Annotated in this window: 24 protein-coding genes and 1 pseudogene; 12 read left to right on the top strand and 13 right to left on the bottom strand. The window is 71.0% G+C overall.

The window, feature by feature from the left end:
* Positions 1–175: 175 nt before the first annotated feature.
* Positions 176–901 (bottom strand): TVP38/TMEM64 family protein, encoded by a 726-nt coding sequence (locus LRS10_RS20875; protein WP_257839226.1) that lies wholly within the window; start codon positions 899–901, stop codon positions 176–178.
* 162 nt (positions 902–1,063) lie between these two features.
* Here LRS10_RS20875 and LRS10_RS24615 point away from each other — a divergent pair, with 162 nt between their 5' ends.
* Complete coding sequence (locus LRS10_RS24615; protein ID WP_308237996.1) at positions 1,064–2,248, top strand: calcium-binding protein; 1,185 nt, start codon at positions 1,064–1,066, stop codon at positions 2,246–2,248.
* 6 nt (positions 2,249–2,254) lie between these two features.
* On the opposite strand, the gene LRS10_RS20895 is transcribed toward LRS10_RS24615, so the two are convergent.
* Positions 2,255–2,665 carry a hypothetical protein gene (locus LRS10_RS20895; RefSeq protein WP_257838924.1) on the bottom strand — a complete coding sequence of 137 codons (411 nt, stop codon included), beginning with the start codon at positions 2,663–2,665 and terminating at the stop codon, positions 2,255–2,257.
* A gap of 85 nt (positions 2,666–2,750) precedes the next feature.
* Between LRS10_RS20895 and LRS10_RS20900 the strand changes: the two genes are divergently transcribed.
* Positions 2,751–3,986 (top strand): pyridoxal phosphate-dependent aminotransferase, encoded by a 1,236-nt coding sequence (locus LRS10_RS20900; RefSeq protein WP_257839228.1) that lies wholly within the window; start codon positions 2,751–2,753, stop codon positions 3,984–3,986.
* A 15-nt stretch (positions 3,987–4,001) separates the two neighbouring features.
* Here LRS10_RS20900 and LRS10_RS20905 read toward each other — a convergent pair whose 3' ends face one another.
* Together LRS10_RS20905 and LRS10_RS20910 are read right to left on the bottom strand one after the other, a co-directional pair.
* Positions 4,002–4,238 (bottom strand): DUF2171 domain-containing protein, encoded by a 237-nt coding sequence (locus LRS10_RS20905; RefSeq protein WP_257838925.1) that lies wholly within the window; start codon positions 4,236–4,238, stop codon positions 4,002–4,004.
* Positions 4,239–4,290: 52 nt separating this feature from the next.
* The gene (locus LRS10_RS20910) at positions 4,291–5,928 is read right to left on the bottom strand and encodes a CHASE domain-containing protein (protein ID WP_257838926.1); all 1,638 of its coding nucleotides are present in this window, start codon (positions 5,926–5,928) and stop codon (positions 4,291–4,293) included.
* Between the two features lie 112 nt (positions 5,929–6,040).
* Between LRS10_RS20910 and LRS10_RS20915 the strand changes: the two genes are divergently transcribed.
* On the top strand, positions 6,041–6,217 hold the full coding sequence (locus tag LRS10_RS20915) for a DUF4169 family protein (protein WP_257838927.1): 177 nt from the start codon (positions 6,041–6,043) through the stop codon (positions 6,215–6,217).
* 9 nt (positions 6,218–6,226) lie between these two features.
* Here LRS10_RS20915 and LRS10_RS20920 read toward each other — a convergent pair whose 3' ends face one another.
* Positions 6,227–6,979, bottom strand: a complete 753-nt coding sequence (locus LRS10_RS20920) for a Coq4 family protein (protein ID WP_257838928.1) — start codon at positions 6,977–6,979, stop codon at positions 6,227–6,229.
* Between the two features lie 215 nt (positions 6,980–7,194).
* Between LRS10_RS20920 and LRS10_RS20925 the strand changes: the two genes are divergently transcribed.
* Positions 7,195–7,407 carry a ribbon-helix-helix domain-containing protein gene (locus LRS10_RS20925; protein ID WP_257838929.1) on the top strand — a complete coding sequence of 71 codons (213 nt, stop codon included), beginning with the start codon at positions 7,195–7,197 and terminating at the stop codon, positions 7,405–7,407.
* A gap of 1 nt (position 7,408) precedes the next feature.
* Here LRS10_RS20925 and LRS10_RS20930 read toward each other — a convergent pair whose 3' ends face one another.
* The 5 genes from LRS10_RS20930 to LRS10_RS20950 form a co-directional block, all read right to left on the bottom strand.
* Positions 7,409–7,660, bottom strand: coding sequence for a hypothetical protein (locus tag LRS10_RS20930; RefSeq protein WP_257838930.1), 252 nt, complete (start codon positions 7,658–7,660; stop codon positions 7,409–7,411).
* Positions 7,661–7,670: 10 nt separating this feature from the next.
* Entirely contained in the window at positions 7,671–7,895 is a 225-nt protein-coding gene (locus tag LRS10_RS20935; protein ID WP_257838931.1) for a hypothetical protein, read from the bottom strand.
* Positions 7,896–7,944: 49 nt separating this feature from the next.
* Positions 7,945–8,292, bottom strand: a complete 348-nt coding sequence (locus tag LRS10_RS20940; RefSeq protein WP_257838932.1) for an iron chaperone — start codon at positions 8,290–8,292, stop codon at positions 7,945–7,947.
* Between the two features lie 84 nt (positions 8,293–8,376).
* Positions 8,377–9,105: a pseudouridine synthase gene (locus tag LRS10_RS20945; protein WP_257838933.1), complete on the bottom strand. Its 729-nt coding sequence runs from the start codon at positions 9,103–9,105 to the stop codon at positions 8,377–8,379.
* On the bottom strand, positions 9,102–10,016 hold the full coding sequence (locus LRS10_RS20950; protein WP_257838934.1) for a class I SAM-dependent methyltransferase: 915 nt from the start codon (positions 10,014–10,016) through the stop codon (positions 9,102–9,104). The genes LRS10_RS20945 and LRS10_RS20950 overlap by 4 nt, the downstream gene beginning before the upstream one ends.
* A 140-nt stretch (positions 10,017–10,156) precedes the next feature.
* On the opposite strand from LRS10_RS20950, the gene LRS10_RS20955 reads away from it, so the two are divergent.
* Positions 10,157–12,508, top strand: a complete 2,352-nt coding sequence (locus tag LRS10_RS20955; protein ID WP_374570750.1) for a UvrD-helicase domain-containing protein — start codon at positions 10,157–10,159, stop codon at positions 12,506–12,508.
* Here LRS10_RS20955 and LRS10_RS20960 read toward each other — a convergent pair.
* Positions 12,505–12,981: a hypothetical protein gene (locus LRS10_RS20960; protein ID WP_257838935.1), complete on the bottom strand. Its 477-nt coding sequence runs from the start codon at positions 12,979–12,981 to the stop codon at positions 12,505–12,507. The genes LRS10_RS20955 and LRS10_RS20960 overlap by 4 nt on opposite strands.
* 38 nt (positions 12,982–13,019) lie before the next feature.
* Between LRS10_RS20960 and LRS10_RS20965 the strand changes: the two genes are divergently transcribed.
* From LRS10_RS20965 to LRS10_RS20975, 3 genes are all read left to right on the top strand, one after another.
* Positions 13,020–13,583 carry a hypothetical protein gene (locus LRS10_RS20965; RefSeq protein ID WP_257838936.1) on the top strand — a complete coding sequence of 188 codons (564 nt, stop codon included), beginning with the start codon at positions 13,020–13,022 and terminating at the stop codon, positions 13,581–13,583.
* A gap of 50 nt (positions 13,584–13,633) precedes the next feature.
* Positions 13,634–14,503 carry a 50S ribosomal protein L11 methyltransferase gene (locus tag LRS10_RS20970; protein ID WP_257838937.1) on the top strand — a complete coding sequence of 290 codons (870 nt, stop codon included), beginning with the start codon at positions 13,634–13,636 and terminating at the stop codon, positions 14,501–14,503.
* Positions 14,504–14,565: 62 nt separating this feature from the next.
* Positions 14,566–14,952 (top strand): hypothetical protein, encoded by a 387-nt coding sequence (locus tag LRS10_RS20975; protein WP_257838938.1) that lies wholly within the window; start codon positions 14,566–14,568, stop codon positions 14,950–14,952.
* A 5-nt stretch (positions 14,953–14,957) separates the two neighbouring features.
* Here the strand turns inward: LRS10_RS20975 and LRS10_RS20980 are convergent, their stop codons facing one another.
* Positions 14,958–15,140 carry a hypothetical protein gene (locus tag LRS10_RS20980; protein WP_257838939.1) on the bottom strand — a complete coding sequence of 61 codons (183 nt, stop codon included), beginning with the start codon at positions 15,138–15,140 and terminating at the stop codon, positions 14,958–14,960.
* 265 nt (positions 15,141–15,405) lie between these two features.
* Here LRS10_RS20980 and LRS10_RS20985 point away from each other — a divergent pair, with 265 nt between their 5' ends.
* The 4 genes and pseudogenes from LRS10_RS20985 (at position 15,406) to LRS10_RS20995 (ending at position 19,494) form a co-directional block, all read left to right on the top strand.
* Positions 15,406–17,220: an aminopeptidase P family protein gene (locus LRS10_RS20985; RefSeq protein ID WP_257839230.1), complete on the top strand. Its 1,815-nt coding sequence runs from the start codon at positions 15,406–15,408 to the stop codon at positions 17,218–17,220.
* Between the two features lie 4 nt (positions 17,221–17,224).
* The gene (locus LRS10_RS20990; protein WP_257838940.1) at positions 17,225–18,091 is read left to right on the top strand and encodes a class I SAM-dependent methyltransferase; all 867 of its coding nucleotides are present in this window, start codon (positions 17,225–17,227) and stop codon (positions 18,089–18,091) included.
* Between the two features lie 70 nt (positions 18,092–18,161).
* Positions 18,162–18,470: pseudogene (locus tag LRS10_RS25390) on the top strand (PAS domain-containing protein); the annotation flags it as partial.
* Between the two features lie 19 nt (positions 18,471–18,489).
* Complete coding sequence (locus LRS10_RS20995; protein WP_257838941.1) at positions 18,490–19,494, top strand: sensor histidine kinase; 1,005 nt, start codon at positions 18,490–18,492, stop codon at positions 19,492–19,494.
* Here LRS10_RS20995 and ligA read toward each other — a convergent pair.
* On the bottom strand, positions 19,491–21,554 hold the full coding sequence (gene ligA, locus LRS10_RS21000; RefSeq protein ID WP_257839231.1) for an NAD-dependent DNA ligase LigA: 2,064 nt from the start codon (positions 21,552–21,554) through the stop codon (positions 19,491–19,493). The two genes, LRS10_RS20995 and ligA, sit on opposite strands and share 4 nt — an antisense overlap.
* Positions 21,555–21,556: the final 2 nt, after the last annotated feature.

The following is a 21,556-nucleotide window of genomic DNA, read 5'->3' on the forward strand; positions in this document are numbered from 1 at the left end:
ACAGAAGAAGAAGCGAGTTGTTCGCCTGCGTGCGCATCGAGGCGGCTTCTACCCAAAGAGGCGGCTCGACGCAACCATCTTGCGCGTCACCGCGGTATTTCGGCCGGCCGAGAATGAAACCACCCGAGAGCCCCGTCAGATCGGAAGTTTTTGCCCTCACGCCGTGAGCCGAGGGTCAGTCCTTGTCGCGCCCCGCCTCCGCCTCGCGGGCCTTCAGCCAGCGGCGCGCGTACCAGCCGATCGCCAGCCACAGGGCGGCGATGCCGGCCAGCGCGATCAGGTGTCCAGAGCCGCCCTGCCCGCGCATCACCTGGGCGACGGAGTTTCCCGCGAAGGCGGTGAGCGCGATCTTGGGGATGATGCCCAGCGCTGTGCCGGCGGTGAAGTCGCGGGCCCGCATGGGCGTTACGCCCGCCGCCATGTTGACGACGATGAACGGGGCCGAGGGCACCAGGCGGACGATCAGGCTGGCGAAGAAGCCGTTGCGGCCGACCAGGTCCATGAACTGCCGCAGCCCCTCGCCCTGGAAGGTGGCCAGCGTCCGCGCCCCGGCGAAGCGCCCCAGATAGAAGCCGATCATCGCCGAGGCCATCGTGCCGATCCAAGAGTAGGCGAAGCCGGTCCAGGCGCCGAACGCCACCACGCACGCGGCGATGAGCATGAACTGGGGCACGCCGACGAAGGCGAGCACGGCGAAGGCCAGCACCGCCACCGGCAAGGCCCACACGCCGTGCGCCGCGCCCAGCCAGCGCTCCACGGCGGCCTCCCCGCCGAACCCCAGCACCTGGGCGCCGAAGACGAAGACCAGGCCCACGCCGCCGAACAGGACGAAGGAGATCGCCAGCGCCCGCCAGGCCTGGGCGTCCATGTTGGAGAGGAACGAGAGGAGGCGGCGCATCAGGGCCCTGAGGTCGCCGATGCGGCAGGTCGGGTCAAGCGCAGGCGCCCGGTTCGGGAGGCAGGCGAGCGGGCGGGATTGCATTTTCCACAGTTGCGTTTTTACGCAACCTGCACCATGTGATGCGGCAAGAGGGGCGTTCGCCTAACGGAGCTATGCTGAACCATGGAATACGCGTTCGAGACGATCACGCCCGAGCAGGCGCTGAACATCCGCCTCGGCGACACGCTGACGATCAACGGTGGCCCGGCGCGGCTCGTGTCGGCGGTCTACCAGTCCTATGATCCGCTGATCCTCACGCCCGAGGTCCCGAGCGTCCTCGTCACGTTCGGCGGGAAGACCGTGAAGTTCGGCGTCGGCCTGACCGAGGTGTCGAACGCGGGCGGGATCGTGATGGCCGACGGGTCGAAGCTGCTGATCGGCGACGCCGGCAGCCAGCGCGCCGTCGGCACGGCCCTGGATGACGGGCTCTACGGCGGCCCGGGCGCCGACCAGCTTTCCGGCCTCGCCGGCGACGACCTGATCCACGGCGGCAGCGGCGACGACGTGCTGATCGGCGGCCAGGGCGCGGACAGCATCTACGGCGGCCAGGGGGCCGACGTGATCTTCACGAGCGACGGCGTCACCGGCGTCCACGGCGAAGCCGGCGACTTCGCCCATGGCAACCTCGGCGACGACGAAATCTACGGCGGCGCGGGGGACGACTGGCTCTACGGCGGCCAAGGCGCCGACTCTCTCGCCGGCCGCGACGGCGACGACTACCTCAGCGGCGACCTGGGCGATGACGAGCTGTCGGGCGGCCTGGGTGACGACACCCTTGTGGGCGGGGCCGGCGACGACACCCTGCAAGGCGGCTTCGGGGCCGACGATCTGAACGGCGGCGACGGCGACGACCGGCTCGTGACCCAGGGACCGGAGGGGACGACGATGCGCGGCGGCGCGGGCGCCGACACCCTCACGGCGTTCGGCTCGGGCCAGGACCGGCTATGGGGCGGCGAAGGCCGCGACCGCTTCGAGTTCGTCGCCAACTCCGCCCCGAACCCTGGCCATGACGACCTGATCATGGATTGGGAGGCCCACGACACGATCAGCTTCGCCGACGTCGGCATCCTGTCGACCGCGTCGATCCTGCCGCAGAGCTACTCCGAGTTCGTGGCCACGAGTTACGCCGAGGCGCTGCGGATCGCCAACGAGCACATCTCGGGCGCGGGCGCGAAGTACGTGGCCGCGCAGGTCGGGGCCGACGTCATCGTCTTCTACGATGCGGGCGATCCGGCGGACGGCGCCGACATGGCCGTCGTCCTCGTCGGCCGGACGCTGAACGACATCAGCCTGGCGAACTTCGTCTGACGCCGGCTAGGCAGGGCAGCGGCGCAGCGTCACGGGCCCGTTCCAGGGGCCGCCGCTCACCGTCATGCTCTCCGGAGGCGCGGGATCGGTGATGGAGAGCCCGATCTCGCCCTCGCTCTCCGAGCCCTCGTGCGAGCAGGCGGCCGCGATGCGGTAGCCGCTGGCCGAGGGCTCGACCGAGGCGAACCGGCAGCTCACCTCGCCCGCCGTCGAGACGCCGTCGGTCCGGAACACCCAGGCGCCGTCGGCGCAGAGTTCGGGCGAAGCCGCCCAGCGCCCGACGAAGGGGGCTTGCCGCCGCACGTCGGGCGTGGCCGACGCCGCCGGCGCTTCGGCGGCGGCGGTCACCTTCGGAGGTTCCGCGCGCTCGCACGCGGCGAGCGCGATGACGGGCAGGACGAGCATAAGCGGGCGCATGCGCCTCCAACGGCTCCGCCTGTAGCCACGTTCCGGCAGCCGGCTCTATTTGCGTGCGCTGCAGCATGGTCTAAACCCCGGCGCAATCTCGTCAGTCCCCGAGGGAGACCCCGCCCCATGTCGCTCAGAATCCGCCGCGCTTTCCCGCGTGAAGCCGTCCGCCACCCTGGCGGCCGACGCGAAGGCCCGCGAGCTGAAAGCGCAGGGCCGGAACGTGATCAGCCTCGCCGCCGGCGAGCCCGATTTCGACACGCCGGAGAACATCAAGGAAGCCGGGATCCGCGCGATCCGCGAGGGCAAGACGAAGTACACCAACGTCGACGGCATCCCGGAGCTGAAGGAGGCCATCTGCGCCAAGTTCGCGCGCGAGAACGGCCTCACCTACAAGCCCAGCCAGATCAACGTCTCGCCCGGCGGCAAGCCGGTGATCTGGAACGCCTTCATCGCCACCTTGAACCCCGGCGACGAAGTGATCGTGCCCACGCCCTACTGGGTCAGCTACTGGGACATCGTGCTGCTGGCCGGCGGCCAGCCCGTCGCGGCGCCCACCTCCGCCGAAACGGGCTTCAAGCTGACCGGCAAGGGCCTCGAATCCAAGATCACGCCCAAGACCCGGTGGGTGATCCTGAACTCGCCCTCGAACCCGTCGGGCGCGGCCTACACCAAGGCCGAGCTGCGCGAACTGGCCGACGTCCTGCTGCGCCACCCGCACGTCTGGATCCTGACGGACGACATGTACGAGCACCTGGTGTTCGGCGACTTCGAGTTCTTCACCATCGCCCAGGTGGAGCCGGCGCTCTACGACCGCACGCTGACCATGAACGGCGTGTCGAAGGCCTATGCCATGACCGGCTGGCGGATCGGCTACGCCGGCGGGCCCGAGCCGCTGATCAAGGCGATGGCCAAGGTCATGAGCCAGACGACGTCGAACCCGTCGTCGGTCTCGCAGTGGGCCGCCGTCGAGGCGCTGAACGGGCCGCAGGACTTCATCAAGCCGAACGCCAAGCTGTTCGAAGGCCGCCGGGACCTGGTCGTCTCGATGCTGAACCAGGCCAGCGGCGTCACGTGCCCGACGCCGGAAGGCGCCTTCTACGTCTATCCGTCGGTGGCCGGCCTGATCGGCAAGACCGCGCCGTCGGGCAAGGTGATCGGCTCGGACGAGGACTTCGCCGTCGAGCTGCTGGAGACCGAGGGCGTCTCGGTGGTGTTCGGCGCGGCCTTCGGCCTCTCGCCGCACTTCCGGATCAGCTATGCGACCTCGAACGCGGTCCTGGAAGACGCCTGCGAGCGCATCCAGCGGTTCTGCGCCAACGTCAAATAGGCCGGTTCGAGGGCTTCACATCTTGGTCCGCCAGGCGGCCTTCGCCGCCTGTTTGGTGCGGTTGAGGCAGACCGTGTCGTCGTCGACGCGGTCCACCCAGCTGAGCGGGATCATGTGGTGCTTCAGCCCCGAGGCCAGGTCGAGCTTCGTCAGTTCGATCTCGTCGCCGACCACGTGATCGACGCGGCCGACGTGACCGCCGCCGGACCCCACGACTTCCATGTGCTGGACGATCTCGGAGGGCTGGACCATGCGTTGGCTCCCGTGTTGGACAGCCTCCGAACGAGCGGCGCCGGGAACCGGTTCACTCTGCGGCGAGCGGCGGCGCTTCTTCGGCTAGCGGAATGTCGATGCAGCAGACCACGCCCTCGGGCTTGAAGGCGAGGTCGACCGTGCCCTGCAGCTGGCGGCTCAGGCCCTGGGTGATCATGCGCGTGCCGAACCCCCGACGGGCCGGCGCATCCACCGGCGGCCCGCCGGCTTCGCGCCAGGTGAGATCCAGCCGCCCGGGCGGCAGCTTCCAGCTGATCCGGACGTGGCCGGCCGGCGTCGAAAGCGCCCCGTACTTCGCGGCGTTCGTCGCCAGTTCGTGCAGCGCCATCGCCAGCGCCAGGGCCGTGCTGGGCGAAAGCGTCACCGACGGGCCCTCGGCGGTGATCCGGTCGGCGTAGGGCAGAGTCTCCTCACGAACGATCTCGGACAGCTCCGCGCCTCGCCAGTTCTCGCGGGTCAGCAGATCGTGGGCGTGGCTGAGCGCCACCAGCCGCGCCTCGAAGGTCTCGCGCGCCTCGGCGGCCGGGCGGCCCTCGCGAAGGCTCTGGGCGGCGATCGACTGGACCGTGGCCAGCGTGTTCTTGACCCGGTGGTTCAGCTCGGCGACCAGCAGCTCCCGCGCCTCCTCGGCGGCCCGCCGGGCCTCCACCTCGCTCTCGGCCTGCAGCCGGGCGCTCACCTGACGGGCGGTGGCGGCGGCGACCAGCACCGTCGCCAGAAGGCCGCCCAGGAAGGTGACGAGGGCGAGGCCCCGGCTCGAGCCGGCCTCCAGCGCGCTCGTCGAGCGGTAGTCGATCATCCAGCGCCGGCCGGCGATCTCCAGCGGGCGGACGGTGGAGAAGCGGCCGTCGGCCCGGCTCGGCGAGTCCGGTCGCGGGCCGTAAAGCAGGTTCTCGGGCGAGACAGCGTCGTCGTACACCGCCAACCGGACGCGGGGGTCCTCGCGTTCGCCGAGGATGCCCTGCAGGAGGTCGCCCGCCCGGAATGGCGCATAGACGAACCCCGTCAGGGCGGCGCGGCGCTCGGCCTCGGTCGCGGGCGCGCCGCGGCCGCCATAGACAGGATGATAGATCAGGAAACCGGCCTGCTTGTCGCGGTCGATCTCCTGCACCAGCTCCACCTTGCCCGACATGGCGCTGACGCCCAGGTCGCGGGCCCGGGCCATGGCGGCGCGGCGGACGGGGTTCGAGTACATGTCGAAACCGATGGCGTTCTGGTTGCGGCGGTCCAGCGGCTCGAGGAAGACGATCGCGTGGACCTCCGGCCGTGGCCCGGCGGGCTTCACGACGACCTCCGGGGTCCCGAGGCGCCGCAGCGCTGCGTCGGTCTCGGGGCCCTCCGCCGCGGGCAGCCGGACGCTGAAGCCGAGCCCCTGGATGCCGGGGTACACGTTCGGCAGATCCAGGCGCTCGGCGAAGGCGCGGAACTCGTCGCGGGTCACCTCGCCGCCCTGGGGGGCGAACAGGGCCGCGCCGGCCCGCAGCGCGGCGAGATAGGTCTGCAGTCGCGCCGCGACGGTGACATGCGCCTCGGCGACCGCCTGGTTGAACCGCTCGCGATCCTTCGCCCGGGCCATCCGCTCGACCTGCCACCCAGCCGCGAGGCTGGCGAGCAGACCCGCCACGAGCACGAGCGCCGGCAGGGTGCGCGGCAAACCCAATCGGTTCATGAGACTGGGCTCAGACACCCTAGGCGACGGCTCCACTTGAGGGCATGGGCGCGGACTAGCGCGGACGATCCCGCTGACCTAGCCTGAACGCCACACGCCGGTGTTGGAGCCAATGGCCGAACCGATCAACCTCAACAAGGTCCGCAAGGCCCGTGACAAGCAGAAGGCGCGGTCTCTCGCGGCCGAAAACCGCGTGCGGTTCGGCCGGCCCAAGGCCGAGAGCCTCGCCGCGAAGCTGGAGGCCGAGCGCGCGCGGCGGGAACTCGAGGGCAAGAAGCGCGAGGACTGACGCCAGCGATCAGGCGGCGGGCAGCACGTCGCGGGCTTCCGGCGGGATGGAATCGTAGATCGTGGCCGGCGTGATGTTCAGGCGGCGGCGGGCCGCCTCGAGCGGCTCGGCCATCAGCCGGTCGTAGTCCTCGCCCAGCAGCCACCTGGCCGCCTTGCCGCGCCTGTAGCCCTGAAGGATGGCGCGGACGTACGGATACTTCGCCCCGCGGGTGCGCGAGATGGCGCCCAGCGCGATCAGGGCCCAGCCGAGCCCCCGCGTCTGCGCGTACGAGAACGCCACCAGACAGGCTTCCCCAAGCCCGTCGCGATGGTAGCCCGACAGGATGTGCCAGATGTCGTGGACGTCGCGGGTCCGGCGGCCGAACCAGGCGTAGGGATGCGGCTCCTCGATCTCCTGCAAGCCCTCGCGGCTCACCATGGCGAGGCCTTCGGCCGACAGGTTCTCGGCGCGGATGAACTGGCGGTAGGCCGCCCCGACGCTGCCCTCCGGCAGGCTGTCCAGCCAAGCGTCGTCCATCAGCTTGCGGGCGAACTCCTCCCGCTCATAGGCGATGCGGCCGCCCTCGGCGGTCGCCAGGAGGCGATGGTATCCCTTGGCCGTCGAGGCGCCGTTCAGCGCGCGCATGATCTCGAAGACCTGACGGGTATCTTCCTTGTCGGCCAGCAGGCGGCGCAGCGAGCGGATCGCATGCGGCCAGTCCAGCTTGGCGGAGTTCCGGGGCGCGGGTCGGAAGTCGGCGGTGACGTCGGCCATGGCCATGGTTGGGGAGAACCTCGAAAAACAGGACGCGATAAAAGTGACGACCCCGTCACCTTTTGGCAAGGGGGATTGGCGTGAGGGTTAGGCCCAAGAGGATCGGCCCCAGGAGGATTGGCCCCAGGAGGGTTGGCCCCAAGAGGGTTGCCCAAAGGGTTAGCAAGGAGGCTGACGGGGGCTGGCGCTGACGCCGCCTGTTTCCGTAAACAGCGTGCGCCATGCCGCAACTCAAGAAACGCTCCGTCCTGCTCTCCGGCCACGCGACGTCCATCGCCCTGGAGCCGGAATTCTGGGCGGTGCTGGACGAGATGGCCGAGCGCCGCGGCGTCAGCCTCGCCGCGCTGATCGTCGGCATAGACCGCGGCCGAGCGGGGCGTCCCCTCGCCTCGGCGTGCCGGGTGGCGGCGCTGGGCTACGCCCGCAGCGCCTAGCCTACTGCGGAGCGGCCGGAGCGTTGGCGACCCCGCCCGGCGTCGCCGGCGTCGTGCCTTCGGCGGGCGCCGGCGGCATGATGGAGGGGCCCTGCTCGGCCATGGGCATCTCGCCGCCGCTGGGCGTCCGGTGGGTCCCGCCTCGCTGGACCATCATGATCACCGCCCAGGCCACCAGGCCCGCCAGCACGATCCAGACAAGCGGCGGGATGCGACGGCCGGGCTTGGAGGGTGAGGTTCGCGGGTCGGTCATGAAGGGGCTCCTACTGCGGTCGGGGGACCGGCGTGTTCGGGATCCGTGGCGCGTCGGGCAGGCGTGGCGGGGCCAGCGCCGGGACGGCGTCGGCGGCCTGCAGGGCCAGGCGGGCGGCGCGCTCCGCCGCGTCGCGCTGGCTGAACGCCGCCCAGGCGAGCGCCAGGGCCAGCATCGCCACGGCGCCGGCGCAGAACGCCATCCACGGCGCGGTCCTGCGGTCTGTGCGGTCCACGGGAATCTCCTGGCCGGGTAACGAACCCCCGGAAGGGCAGTTCCGCCCGTCAGGCGGCCGCCTCGGCCAGCAGCCGCTCGATGAGGCCCCAGTCGATGGGCGCCGACTTCCGGTATCGCAGGCAGCCCTTGCTGCGGCGGACGTCGGCCACCGCCTCGCCATGGCCGTCCAGCAAGGCATGTTCGCCAAAGTACAGCGAGACGTACTGCTTCTGCTCGGCGAAGCCGAACACGGCGCGCCCCTCGCGCAGATAGGTTGGCCGCCCCCAGAGCATCTGTTCCTGGTGGCCGGTGAGCACGCGGCGCGCGATCTCGCGCAGCCGGACGAGATCCCGAACGCGCATCGCCGAGACCTCCGTGAGGTAGGCGTCCACGGTCGCAGCCGGCGATTGAACCATCTGGCATCCCGCTCGGCCCCGCCGGGGGGCAGGCCGTCGGAAATCAACGCAGATCGCGCCGGCAAAGGTCCCGGAAACCACCGCCTAGGCGAAGATGGCGGCGAGGTCGGCCTCGCCCATGATCCGGTAGCGGCCGGGCTCAAGGTCGGCGGGAAGGTCGAGGCCGCCGATGCGGTCGCGGTGCAGCCCTTCCACGTGGTTGCCGACGGCCGCGAACATGCGACGGACCTGATGATAACGCCCCTCGGTGATCGTCAGCCGGGCGACGGTGTCGCTCAGGGGTTCGAGCGCAGCGGGCGCCAGCGGCTTCTCCTCGCCCTCAAGCATCAGGTCGCCGGCCGCGAAGATCGCACGCTCGTCGCCGCGGAGGGGCCGGGCCAGCGTCGCCACATAGCGCTTCGCCACGTGGCGCTTGGGCGAGATGATCCGGTGCAGCAGGTCGCCGTCGTCCGTCAGCAGCAGGAGGCCCGAGGTCTCCTTGTCCAGGCGCCCGACGGTGGAGAGCGCTGGATCGCGCATCCGCCACCTCGACGGCAGCAGGCCGTAGACGAGCTCGCCCGCCTCCTTGTGCGAGCAGGTGACGCCCACCGGCTTGTGCATCATCAGCGCCACGCCCGGCAGCGGGTCCAGCGGCCGGCCGTCCACCAGCATCCGCTCCGGCAGGTCGGGCGAAAGCTTGATCCGTTCGTCGGCCTTGGACAGCGGCTTGCCGTCGAGCGTGACGGCGCCCAGCCGCGCGAGCGCCTGGATCTCGCGCCGCGAGCCGTAGCCCATGTTGGCCAGCAGCTTGTCCAGCCGGACGGCCCCGCTCATTTGCGCGCCTCATAAACCTTGAAGCCGCCGCCCTCGGCCCGCAGCGCCACGGACGCGAACAGCTCGGCCAGTACGCCCTCGTACGGCAGGTGCCGGTTGGCCACGATCCATAGCGACCCGCCCTTGCGGAGGATGGCGTGGCCGCGACGGATGAAGGCCTGGCCCAGCGACTTGTCCTCGGCCCCGCCGTCGTGGAACGGCGGGTTCATCACCATGAAGTCGAGGCCGGAGAGTTCGGGGCCCGTGCGCGCGTCCTGCCAGTGGAAGCTCGCCCGCGCGTCGAGGACGTTGCGCCGGGAGCACTCGTGAGCGCGACGGTCGAGCTCGACCAGGGCGAGCTCGGTCACGTCGGGGCTCGTGAGCACCGCCCGGGACAGCAGGCCGACGCCCGCGCCCAGGTCCGCGCCGCGGCCGGTCAGCTTCGGCAGCGCGCGGATCAGCAGGACGCTGCCCGGATCGGGCCGGTCCCAGCTGAAGACGCCGGGCTGCGTCCAGAGGCCGAGGCTCTCGGCGATGCGCGGCCTGCCGGCTTCAATGGCGGTATCGAGCCCCGCCAGGGTCTCCGGCCGCGTGGTTTCACAGATGCGCTGCTTGCGCTTGGGCGTCTCATGGACCTCGCACCCGAAGGCGGCGAGTTCCTTGCCGATGCGGGAGCCGCCCTTTTCCTTGGGCGCCAGGGCGGTCAGCGCGCCGCCAGGTCGAAGCGCCCGCAGCGCCAGGGCGAGGACGTAACGCCGCTCGATCGTCCCCGGCGGCGCGGCCACGACCATCGCCTCGACGCTGCCCGGCGGGATCTCGTCCAGCGCGGCCGATCCGGGGACCAGCGGCGAGACTTGAACAGCCCCCGGCGGCGCAAGCGCCAGCTCAGGGAGCGGTTGTCCATAGACGGCGGAAACCGGCGGCGGGCTCAAACGGCGAAAACTCCGGCAGTGAGCGGCCGCGATAGCGGGCCGCACCCTGTACGTCCAGGCCGGCGCGCGCCTATATCAGCCGGAACGCACCACGAACGCCGGGGCGCCATTCCCGCACGCCCCATGCTAATTGGCTGTCGATGTCTTCCGAGTCCCCCAAGCCCCTGGGCGATCCGCCCGCCAACGCGCCAGCCCCCCGCATCAGCGATCTCGCCCGCCCGCAACCGGCGGCGGCGTTCGACTACCTCCAGGGCCTGAACCCTGAACAGCGCGAGGCCGTCGAGGCGACCGAGGGCCCGGTGCTGGTGCTGGCTGGCGCGGGCACGGGCAAGACCCGCGTGCTGACCACCCGCCTGGCCCACATCCTGGCGAGCGGCCGGGCGCGGCCGTGGGAACTGCTGGCCGTCACCTTCACCAACAAGGCTGCGCGCGAGATGCGCGAGCGGATCACCCAGATCATCGGCCCCGCCGCGGAGGGCCTGCGATGGCTGGGGACCTTCCACTCGGTGGCCGCCCAGATCCTGCGCCGCCACGCCGAGCTGGTGGGGCTGAAATCGAACTACACCATCCTCGACGACGACGATCAGGAGCGGCTGCTCAAGCAGATCCTCGAGGCCGAGAACATCGACGTGAAGCGCTGGACGCCCAAGGCGCTGAACGGCCTGATCGACCACTGGAAGAACCGCGGCTGGACGCCCGACCGCCTGCCGCCGGCCGAGAACCAGGCGTTCGCGAATGGTCGCGGCCAGGCGCTGTACCGGCTGTACCAGGAGCGGCTGCGCATCCTCAACGCCTGCGACTTCGGCGATCTCCTGCTGCACAACATCACCATCTTCACCAGCCAGCCCGACGTGCTGGCCGACTACCACGACCGCTTCAAGTACCTGCTGGTCGACGAGTACCAGGACACCAACGTCGCCCAGTACCTGTGGCTGCGGCTGCTGGCGCAGAAGAGCCAGAACCTCTGCTGCGTGGGCGACGACGACCAGTCGATCTACGGCTGGCGCGGCGCGGAGGTGGACAACATCCTGCGCTTCGAGCGCGACTTCCCTGGCGCCAAGGTCGTCCGCCTGGAGCGCAACTACCGCTCGACCAGCCACATCCTGGCCGCGGCCTCGGGCCTGATCGCCGCCAACAAGGGCCGGCTGGGCAAGACCCTGTGGACCGAGGCCAACGAGGGCGAGAAGGTCGTCGTGCGCGGCGTCTGGGACGGCGAGGCCGAGAGCCGGCTGATCGCCGACGAGGTGGAGCGCGCCCGCAAGGCCGGGCGCAAGTACAGCGACATCGCCATCCTCGTCCGCGCCTCGTTCCAGATGCGGGCGTTCGAAGAGCGGTTCGTGATGCTGCAGATCCCGTATGTGGTGATCGGCGGTCCGCGGTTCTTCGAGCGGGCCGAAATCCGCGACGCGGTGGCCTACCTGCGGCTGATCTATTCCGAGGACGACGACCTGGCCTTCGAGCGGATCGTCAACACGCCCAAGCGCGGGATCGGCGACACCTCGGTCCAGAAGCTGCTGCAGGCCGGGCGGCTCAACGGCGTCTCCGCGAGCCGCGCCGCGCGGCAGATCGTGCTCACCGACGAGCTGGCGGCCAAGACGCGGACGGCGCTCGCCAATTTCCTGCGCGACCTCGACCGCTGGCGGTCCCAGATCCCTCAGATGCCGCACTACCGGCTGATGGAGACGGTGCTGGAAGAGAGCGGCTACACCGATGCGCTCCGCCTCGACCGCAGCCCGCAGGCCCAGGGGCGGCTCGAGAACCTGAAGGAGCTCATCAACGCGATGAGCCAGTTCGACACCCTCGAGGCCTTCCTGGAGCACGTGTCGCTGGTCCTCGACCTCGACCGCAGCTCGGGCGACGACCGGGTGCAGATCATGACCCTGCACCAGGCCAAGGGCCTGGAGTTCCCGCTGGTCTTCCTGCCGGGCTGGGAGGAAGGCGTCTTCCCGTCCCAGCGCAGCATGGACGAGAAGGGCGAGAAGGGCCTCGAGGAGGAGCGGCGGCTGGCCTACGTGGGCATCACCCGCGCCCGCCAGGACGCCCGCATCAGCTTCGCCGCCAATCGCCAGGTCTATGGCCGCTGGACCAGCCAGCTCCCGTCGCGCTTTGTCGACGAACTGCCGATCGCCAATGTCGAGGCGAGCTCCGAGACGGGCTACTACGGCGGCGGCCCCGGCATGCAGCAGCACGGCAGCCGCTGGGACGAGACCCCGACGTTCGGCGCGGGCTATTCCTCGCCGGGATGGCGCCGCGCCCAGGCCTCCAACTACAAGGGCAGCCACCCCGGCCGGCAGCAGGTGATCGAGGGCGACGGCCGGCTGGTCGTCACGGGATCCGAGGCCAACAGCGACTACAGCCGCGGCGACCGCGTCTTCCACATCAAGTTCGGCTACGGCACCGTCAGGGGCATCGAGGGCAACAAGCTGACGGTGAACTTCGACAAGGCCGGCGAGAAGAAGGTCATCGACAGCTTCGTGGAGAAGCAGGGCTAGACAGCCCGGCGCCTCATCACCGTCCGCGCCACCAGGGCGGCAAGGCCGGCGACGACCGCCACGCCGGCGACGATCGGCGCCGCAGCGCCCGCGCGGCGCACGGGACCGAGGGTCGCCCGCGGCATCGCGCCCATGGCCACGGCCTGGCCCGGCGGCAGCGGCGGGGCGGTCGCACCGTGGCTCGCCTCGACGTCGGTCTGCGGCTCGTCCATGCCCACGACGGACTCGGCCACAGCGGCCGTGGTCTGGCCGTCGCGCTTGAAGGTGACGTAGCCGCCGGCGTGATCGATGTCGTCGGCGCGCCAGCCGTGCTCGCGCCAGCCGCGCTTGTCGTCGCCCCACCAGGCGCGACCTGAGCGCGCGCCCTTGGGCAGCGGGAAGCCCAGCACTTCCTCCAGCTCCGCGAAGCTGGCGCGCCACTCGGGCGCTTCGTGGCCGGACAGGCGATCGGAGAGGGGCTTGTACTTGCTCATGGCGCCTTAACGCGCGCCGGCGCGATCGGCGCCCGAAGATGTTGCGGAACCTGAGCCTCAAAGGCGCGCTTCGGCAGACGATGGACAGGTTGATCCGAACCCAGGACGTGAAGTCGCTCATGCTGGGCGCGGCCGGCGTCGCAGCTGTGGGCCTCCTGTTGGGCGCCGCGATGCAGCCGGATCTCCGCGCGCCGGGCGACGCCGAGGGCGCGCAACTGCAGGCCGGCGTGTCCGGCCCGCGCGCCTACGGACTGGCCGACGCCGGCGCAGCCTGGACGAGCTATGCGAACGGCATCCCGGACTATGTGATCGGCGCCGATTGGCTGCAGCCGCCGCAGTACGACACCCCGCCGCCGCCGGACGAGGCGTTCGCCGACGACGCCTCCGCCTACGCCTTCGACGAACCCGCATACGCGCCGGCGGCCGTCGCCAGGTATGAAGAGGCGCCCCGGGAGCCGACGCGATATCCGTCCATGGACGGCGGCCAGGCCTTCGCCGCCCAGGCGGTCGCGGCGGCCGCGACGGCCGCGGTTGCGACCGAGCCGATGGAGACCTCGCTGGATCCGGAAGCGGCCGAACTGGCGGCGGCGACGCCCGGCTGACCGCTTCTCCCCTCGCCTTTCGGCGCTTCGCCCGCTAGAGCCTCACGCCCATGAGCGACGAGGCCGTCCAGATCATCGCCCGCGGCCCGCGCCGCGAGGCTGAAGCCGCCGCAAACGCCCTGGAGGCGGAGCCCGCCACCGAGGCCCTGACCTATTCCATCCTGGAAGAGGACGAGGACCACGACGTCTGGCGGATCGACGCCTTCCCGACGACGGACGAGGAGCGCACCGCGATCGAGGGCGTGCTCTCGACGTTCGCCGGGCTGCGCACCGTCGTCGAGAAGCTGGCCGACGCCGACTGGCTGGCCATGGCGCTTTCCGGCCTGCCGCCGGTGCGGGCCGGACGCTTCTTCGTCTACGGCGCCCACGACAAGGGCCTCGCGCCGGCCAGCACGGTGAACCTCCGTATCGAGGCGGGCGCCGCCTTCGGCACGGGCCATCACGGCACGACCGTCGGCTGCCTGCAGGCCTACCACGACCTCCTGAAGTCGCGTCGGTTCGAGCGGGTCCTTGACGTGGGCTGCGGCACGGGGGTGCTGGCCATCGCCGCGGCGCGCACGGGTTCGCGGATCGCGGTCGGCACCGACATCGACGAGCCCTCGGTCCGGATCGCCAACGAGAATGCGGCGCTGAACAACGCCGGCGCGCGGTTCGTCCACGCGTCGGGCCTGAACCACCCCGAGGTGCGGAACGATGGTCCCTATGACCTGGTCTTCGCCAACATCCTGGCCCCGCCCCTGGTCGCGCTGTCCCAGGAGATCAAGACGGCGCTGAAGCCCGGCGGCTTCGCTATCCTGTCGGGCCTGCTGCGCACCCAGGAGCGGCGGGTGCTGGCGGCCTATATGTCGAAGGGCTTCCGCCTGCATCGGCGCCTGCACCGCGACGCCTGGGCCACCCTGGTGCTGCGCCGCGGCGGCTGAGACGGAACCCTCTGTCGCGCCTCACGTTTTCCCAGCTGAACGGCACAGCTTGGAGCGTCGAGATGTCTGAACAGTACGAACGCACCACGGTCACCAACGAACCTGCGCGCACCGTCGAGGTCCGCCGCAGCGGCGGCGCCGCCGGCTGGTGGGTCGCGGCCCTCGTGGCGGTCGTGGCCATCGTCGCGGTCTTCTTCGTCTACAGCAATCGCACGGCGACCGACCTGCAGGCGGCCCGCGAACAGGGCCGGACCGAGGCCTCGATCGCCGCCTCCAGCGCGTCGGCTCAGCAGGCCGCGGCTGCGGCGGCGCAGGCCGCGCAGGACGCCGCCGCCGGCGCAGCTGCGGCCACCGAGAACGCGGCCCAGGCCGCGGCCGAGGGCACGCGGGACGTCGCCAACGCCGCGACCGACGCCGCCCAGGATGCGGCCGACGAGGTCCCGAACTAAGAGGTCTAGGCCAGCTTCCTGCCCGCGAGCGCTTCGATCCAGTGGCGCTCGCGGCGCTTGAGCAGGTCCGCCAAGCCGAGCGGCGTGAGGTCCGGGTCGTCGATCCGCTCCAGCACCTCGTAGCCGAAGGCGTCGCCGCCGTGGGCCTTCAGCGCCGCCTGAACGTCCCGGTTAGGGTGCGTCCCCATCCGCAGCACGAAGCCGACGCTGTTCGCCTGGGCGTCGATGTTGTTCGAGACCCCCCACCCAGACAGCCCCGGCCGCCGGACAGCGCAGGGCGTAGATCCCTCCGGCTGTCCGCTTTTCCTTGTAGTCGCGCACGAGCTGGCGGCGGTTCGGCTTTTCCATCGCGGCCCTCTAGCCCAGGCTCGCGCCCCCGTCAATTTCACCCGGGTATAATTATGGCTCGGCCGCCCCTTTGCCGGCGGCGGGCGAACGGCTTACATGCCGGCCATGCGCCAGACCTTCGACGAGACGACCGACCGCACCTTCGGGGCCAAGCACGTCCCCCTCATCCGAAAGGCCATGCAGCAGCAGGGCCTGGACGGCTTCCTCGTGCCGCACGAGGACGAGCACCAGAACGAATATCTGCCCGAGGCCAATGACCGCCTGGCCTGGGCGTCCGGCTTCACCGGCTCTGCGGGCGCCGCGGTGATCCTGCAGGACAAGGCGGCGATCTTCGTCGACGGCCGCTACACCCTGCAGGTGCGCGATCAGGTGGACCCGGGCGTGTTCGAGATCCGCGATCTGGTGGAAGGCGGCGTGCCCGCCTACCTGGAGACGGCCGCCGCGAAGGGCCAGAGGATCGGCTATGACCCGCGACTCCACAGCCCGGACGCCCTGCACTGGCTGAAGGCCGCTGCGGCCAAGGCCGGGGCCGAGCTGACGCCGGTCGAGGCCAATCCGGTGGACGCCGCGTGGGGCCAGGACCGCCCGGCGCAGCCCGTGGCGCCCGTCGTGCCGCATCCGGCGCAGTACTCCGGCGAAGACTCCAACGCCAAGCGCGCCCGCATCGGGGAGATCATCGCCGGCAAGGGCGCCGACGCCGCGGTGCTGACGGCGCCCGCCTCCCTCGCGTGGCTCTTCAACGTCCGGGGCGGCGACGTCATCCGCTCGCCCCTGCCGCTAGGCCAGGCCATCGTGAACAAGGACGGCTCCGCCCGCCTCTTCCTCGATTCGCAGAAGGTGACGCCCGAGCTGCCGGCCTGGCTCGGAAACCAGGTGCGGCTGGAGACGCCCGAGGACCTGCCTCAGGCGCTGGGCGACCTGAAGGGCAAGAAGGTCGTCGTCGACCCGGCGCAGTCCTCCGCCTGGTACTTCGAGGCGCTGCAGGCCGCCGGCGCCGAGGTGGTTCGGGGCGAAGACCCCTGCGCCCTGCCCCGCGCCTGCAAGAACGCGATCGAGATCGAGGGCAGCCGGCAGGCGCACATCCGCGACGGCGCCGCGCTCACCCGATTCCTTCATTGGCTGGCCACCGAGGGCCAGACGAACCCGCCCGACGAGATCGAGGTGGTGACAAAGCTGGAGGCCTTTCGTGAGGCCACGGGGGCGCTGAAGGATCTGTCCTTCGACACCATCGCCGGCGCGGCCTCGAACGGCGCGATCGTCCACTACCGGCCGACCGCGCGGCTCAACAAGCGCACCGAGCCGGGCGCCCTGCTGCTGGTGGACTCCGGCGCCCAGTACCTCGACGGCACCACCGACGTCACCCGGACCGTCGCCATCGGCGAGCCGACGCAGGAGATGCGCGAGCGCTTCACCCTGGTGCTGAAGGGGCATCTGGCCTTGGCGCGGGTGCGCTTCCCGGCCGGCACGACCGGCAGCCAGCTCGACGCGCTGGCGCGCTTCCCGCTGTGGCAGGCCGGCCTCGACTACGACCACGGCACCGGACACGGCGTCGGCAGCTATCTCGGCGTCCACGAGGGGCCGCAGCGGATCGCCAAGGCGCCGAACACGGTGGCCCTGCGGCCGGGCATGATCGTCTCCAACGAGCCCGGCTACTACAAGGAAGGCGAGTACGGGATCCGCATCGAGAACCTGCAGTTCGTCACCGAGGCGGCGCAGGTCCAGGGCGGCGAGCGCCCGATGCATGGCTTCGAGACCCTGACCCTGGCGCCGATCGACCGGCGTCTGGTGGTGGCCGAGATGCTGACGCCGGAGGAGCGCGAGCAATTCAACGGCTACCACGCGCGGGTGCGCGAGACGGTCGGACCGCTGCTGGACGGCGACGTCCGGGCGTGGCTCGACGAGGCGACGGCGCCGGTCTGACGTCATGAGCGAAGCGCCCCCCACCGCCGCGCCGCACGCCGCGCCCAACGCCGCTCAGGCGGCCTACTGGAATGAGTCCGCCGGCCCGACCTGGGCGAGCCTGCAGGCGCTGCTGGATCGGCAGCTGGAGCCCTTGGGCGAGGCCGCCCTGCGCGCGCTGGCCCCGGCGCCCGGCGAGCGAATCCTGGATATCGGGTGCGGCGCCGGCGCGACGACGGCGCGACTGGCCGCCGCCGCGGCGCCCGACGGCGAAGCGACCGGGCTGGATATCTCGCGGCCGCTGCTGGAGATCGCCCGGACCCGCAGCGCGCCGGGGCGCATGGATTTCGTCGAGGCTGACGCCCAGACCCATGTGTTCCCGCCGGGCGCCTACGACGCGGCCTTCTCGCGGTTCGGGGTGATGTTCTTTGCGGATCCGGTAGCTGCGTTCGCCAACATCCGGCTGGCGCTGAGGCCCGGCGGACGACTGGTCTTCATCTGCTGGCGGACCCCCGCCGAGAACCCGATCATGACGCTGCCGATGGCCGCGGCCTCCCGTATCGTGGAACCCCCGCCGCCGCCTGAGCCTGGCGCCCCCGGCCCCTTCGCCTTCGCCGACCCCAACCGCGTGCTCGACATCCTGGGGACGGCCGGCTTCGGCGCGGTCGAGATCGCGCGTCATGACGAGAAGATCGGCGCCGGCGACCTCGACGCGGCGCTCGAGCTAGCCCTGAGGGTGGGTCCCCTGGGCGGCCTCCTGCGCGAGCATCCGGACAAGCGGGAGGCGGTGGTCGAGGTCGTGCGCGACGCCCTGGCGCATCACGTCGGCGAGGATGGCGTGAAACTCGACTCCGCGACGTGGATCGTCTCGGCGCGAACGCTGGGGAGTTGAAGGCCGGCCATCGCTCACGTTAGTTGCGCAGGGGGTTCGTAGGAGCGCGTGGGTGAGCGACGACGGCCAGATGCGTGGTGAGAGTCCGGCATCCCCCGAGGGGCGGCTGGACGATTTCATCGAGAGCGTCAGCGACGCGTTCTACGCCGTAGACCGGCAATGGCGGATCGTGGTGTTCAACCGCGCCGCCGAGGAATTCTTCGGTTTCCCGCGGCGCGATGTCCTGGGCCGCTCGATCTGGGACATCTGGCCCGCAGGCCGCGACACGGAGTTCGGCCGCGCCTGCGATCGCGCCATGTCGCAAGGCGTGGGCACGCAGATGGAGGCCGGATCGGCGTTCCGGCCAGGGCGCACGGTGGAGCTGCGCATCACGCCCCTCCGCGCCGGCGGGCGCCAGCGTGGCCCTCACCGACGTCACCGAGAGAGCCCGCGCCCAGGCGCAGCTGCGCGAGGCCGAGGAAGATTATCGCCACGCCGCCGAATTGAACCCGCAGGTCGCGTGGACCGCCCTGCCGGACGGCCAGCTGGATCGCGTCGCCGCGCGCTGGATGGAATGGACGGGGACCACCGGTCTGGGCTCCAGCTACGCCGATGCGCTGCATCCCGACGACGTGCAGCGCACCTTCGAGGTGTGGGGCCGCTCCGTGGCCACCGGCGAGCCCTACGACATCGTCCATCGCGTGCGCCGCACGAGCGGAGAGCATCGCTGGATCCGTTCTCGCGCCTATCCCCGGCGCGACGCGCGCGGTGAGATCGTCCGCTGGTACGGCACGACCGAAGACATCCACGAACAGACGCTGGCCGAAGAGCACCTCAAGCTGATGGTTCTGGAGCTGAACCATCGGGTGAAGAACAACCTGGCGACGGTTCAGGCCATTGCGGTGCAGACCCTGCGCGGGACGGAGGCGCCCGAAGCCGCGCGCGAGGCCTTCCTCCAGCGGATCACGGCGCTCGCCGCGGCCCACGACATCCTGACCCGCGAACAGTGGGACGGCGTCGGAGTGGCCGATATCGCCCGCGGCGTGCTCCAGGCGCTGGACGGCGCCGGGGCGCAGGTGCGGCTCGAGGGGCCGGAGGTGCGTTTGACGCCCAAGGCGGCGCTGGCGCTGTCCATGGCCTTCCACGAACTGGGAACGAACGCGCTGAAGTACGGCGCCCTCAGCCGCCCCGAGGGCCAGGTGCGTCTCGGCTGGAGCATCGCGCCGGCGGCGTCCCCGATCCTGGAGCTGCGCTGGGCCGAGAGCGGCGGGCCGGCCGTGCTGCCGCCCGAGCGGCGCGGGTTCGGCTCACGCCTGCTGGAGCGCGGCCTGGCGGCCGAGCTGAGCGGAGAGGTGACGGTCGGCTACGAGCCGGACGGCGTGCGCTGCACGATCCGGACGCCGCTGGAAAGCGCCACGCTCTAGGCGGCGCCCACCAGGGACAGCCATTCGTCCTCGGTCATCACCTGGACGCCCAGTTCAGTGGCCGTCTTCAGCTTCGAGCCCGCGCCAGGCCCGGCGACCACCAGATCGGTCTTCTTGGAGACCGAGCCCGAGACCTTCGCCCCCAGCCGCTCGGCCTGGGCCTTGGCCTCGTCGCGGGTCATCCGCTCGAGGCTGCCGGTGAAGACCACCGTCTTGCCGGCCACCGCCGTGTCGGTCTTGGGCTTCTCGGCGTCCAGCACGGTGAGCTGAGCCTTCAGGTCCTGCACCACGGCCCGGTTGTGCGCCTCGGCGAAGAACGCCGCCGCCGCCTCGATCACCGCGCCGCCGATCTGATCGAGGTCGTCCAGTTCCTGCATCGCCTCGGCGTCGCGCTCGGCGACCTTGTCCATGGCCGCCAGGAAGGCGTCCACGCTCCCGTAGCCGCGCGCCATCACCACCGCCGTCGTCTCTCCGATATGGCGGATGCCGAGGCCGTAGATGAAGCGGTCGAGGGCGATGGTGCGGCGGGCCTCGATCCCGGCCAGCAGGTTGGCGACGCTGGTTTCTCCGAAACGATCCAGCTCCAGCAGTTCGTCGCGCTTCTCGTGCAGCCGGAAGATGTCGGCGGGCGAGGTCAGCCACCCCTTCTCGTTGAACAGCACCAGCTGCTTCTCGCCCAAGCCCTCGATGTCGAACGCCCGGCGGCTGACGAAGTGGCGCAGGTGCGCCAGCTTCTGGAACGGACAGGCGAACTCGCCCGAGCAGCGGCGCACCACCGTCTCGGCGCCCGACGCCGTGGTCTCGCGCACGACCTCGGTGTGAAGCGGACACGGGCAGACGTGGGGGAACGCGTAGGGCGTGGCGTCCGCGGGCCGCTCCTCCGGCACGTGGCTCAGGATCTGCGGGATGACGTCCCCGGCCCGCTGCAGGATCACCGTGTCGCCGATCCGGACGTCGAGGCGAGCGATCTCGTCGGCGTTGTGCAGGGTGGCGTTGGTCACCACGACCCCGCCGACCGTCACCGGCGTGAGGCGCGCGACGGGGGTCAGGGCCCCAGTGCGGCCCACCTGGATGTCGATGGCCTCCAGCACCGTGCGCGCCTGCTGGGCCGGGAACTTGCGGGCGATGCCCCAGCGCGGCGCACGGCTGACGAAGCCCAGGCGCTGCTGCCAGTCGAGGCGGTCGACCTTGTAGACCACGCCGTCGATGTCGAATCCGAGATGCGGCCGTTCGGCCTCCATCGCCTGGTAGGCCGCGAGCAGCCCGTCCGCGTCCTTCACGCAGCGCGACTGCGGCGTCACCTTGAACCCCCAGCTCCTGAGCTTCTCCAGCGCCTCCCACTGGGTCTCGGCGAAGGGCGCGCTGACGTAGCCCCAGGCATAGGCGAAGAAGCGCAGCGGCCGCTGGGCCGTCACCTTCGGATCGATCTGCCGGAGCGAGCCCGCGGCGGCGTTCCGGGGGTTGGCGTAGGTCTTCTGGCCGGCGGCCTCGGCCGCCGCGTTCAGGGCGGCGAATTCGGCGTGGCCGAGATAGACTTCGCCGCGGATCTCGATCACCTCGGGCCAGTGCGCCCCCGCCAGCCTCTGGGGAATCTCGCTGATGGTGGAGACGTTGGCGGTGACGTCCTCCCCCACCCGGCCGTCCCCGCGGGTCGCCGCCTGGACCAGCCGTCCCTTCTCGTAACGGATCGAGCACGAGAGGCCGTCGATCTTCGGCTCGGCCGTATAGGAGACCTCGCCCTCCAGCTTGAGGAAGCGCCGCACCCGGGCGTCGAACTCCAGCGCGTCCTCGTCGGAGAAGGCGTTGTCGAGACTGAGCATGGGAACCCCATGCTCGACCGGCGCGAACTGCTCCGACCGCGCGGCGCCGACCCGCAGGGTCGGAGAGTTCTCGCGGATCAGATGGGGGAAGCGGCCCTCGATCGCGGCGTTGCGCTGCTTCAGCGCATCGTAGTCCGCATCGGAGATCGAGGGCTGATCCTCCTGATAGTAGCGGATGTCGTGCCGGGCGATCTCATCGGCGAGCCGGGTCAGCTCGTCGACGGCGTCGGCCTCCGTCAGCG

This window comes from Phenylobacterium sp. J426 (genome assembly GCF_024699945.1).
Lineage (GTDB): Bacteria > Pseudomonadota > Alphaproteobacteria > Caulobacterales > Caulobacteraceae > Phenylobacterium.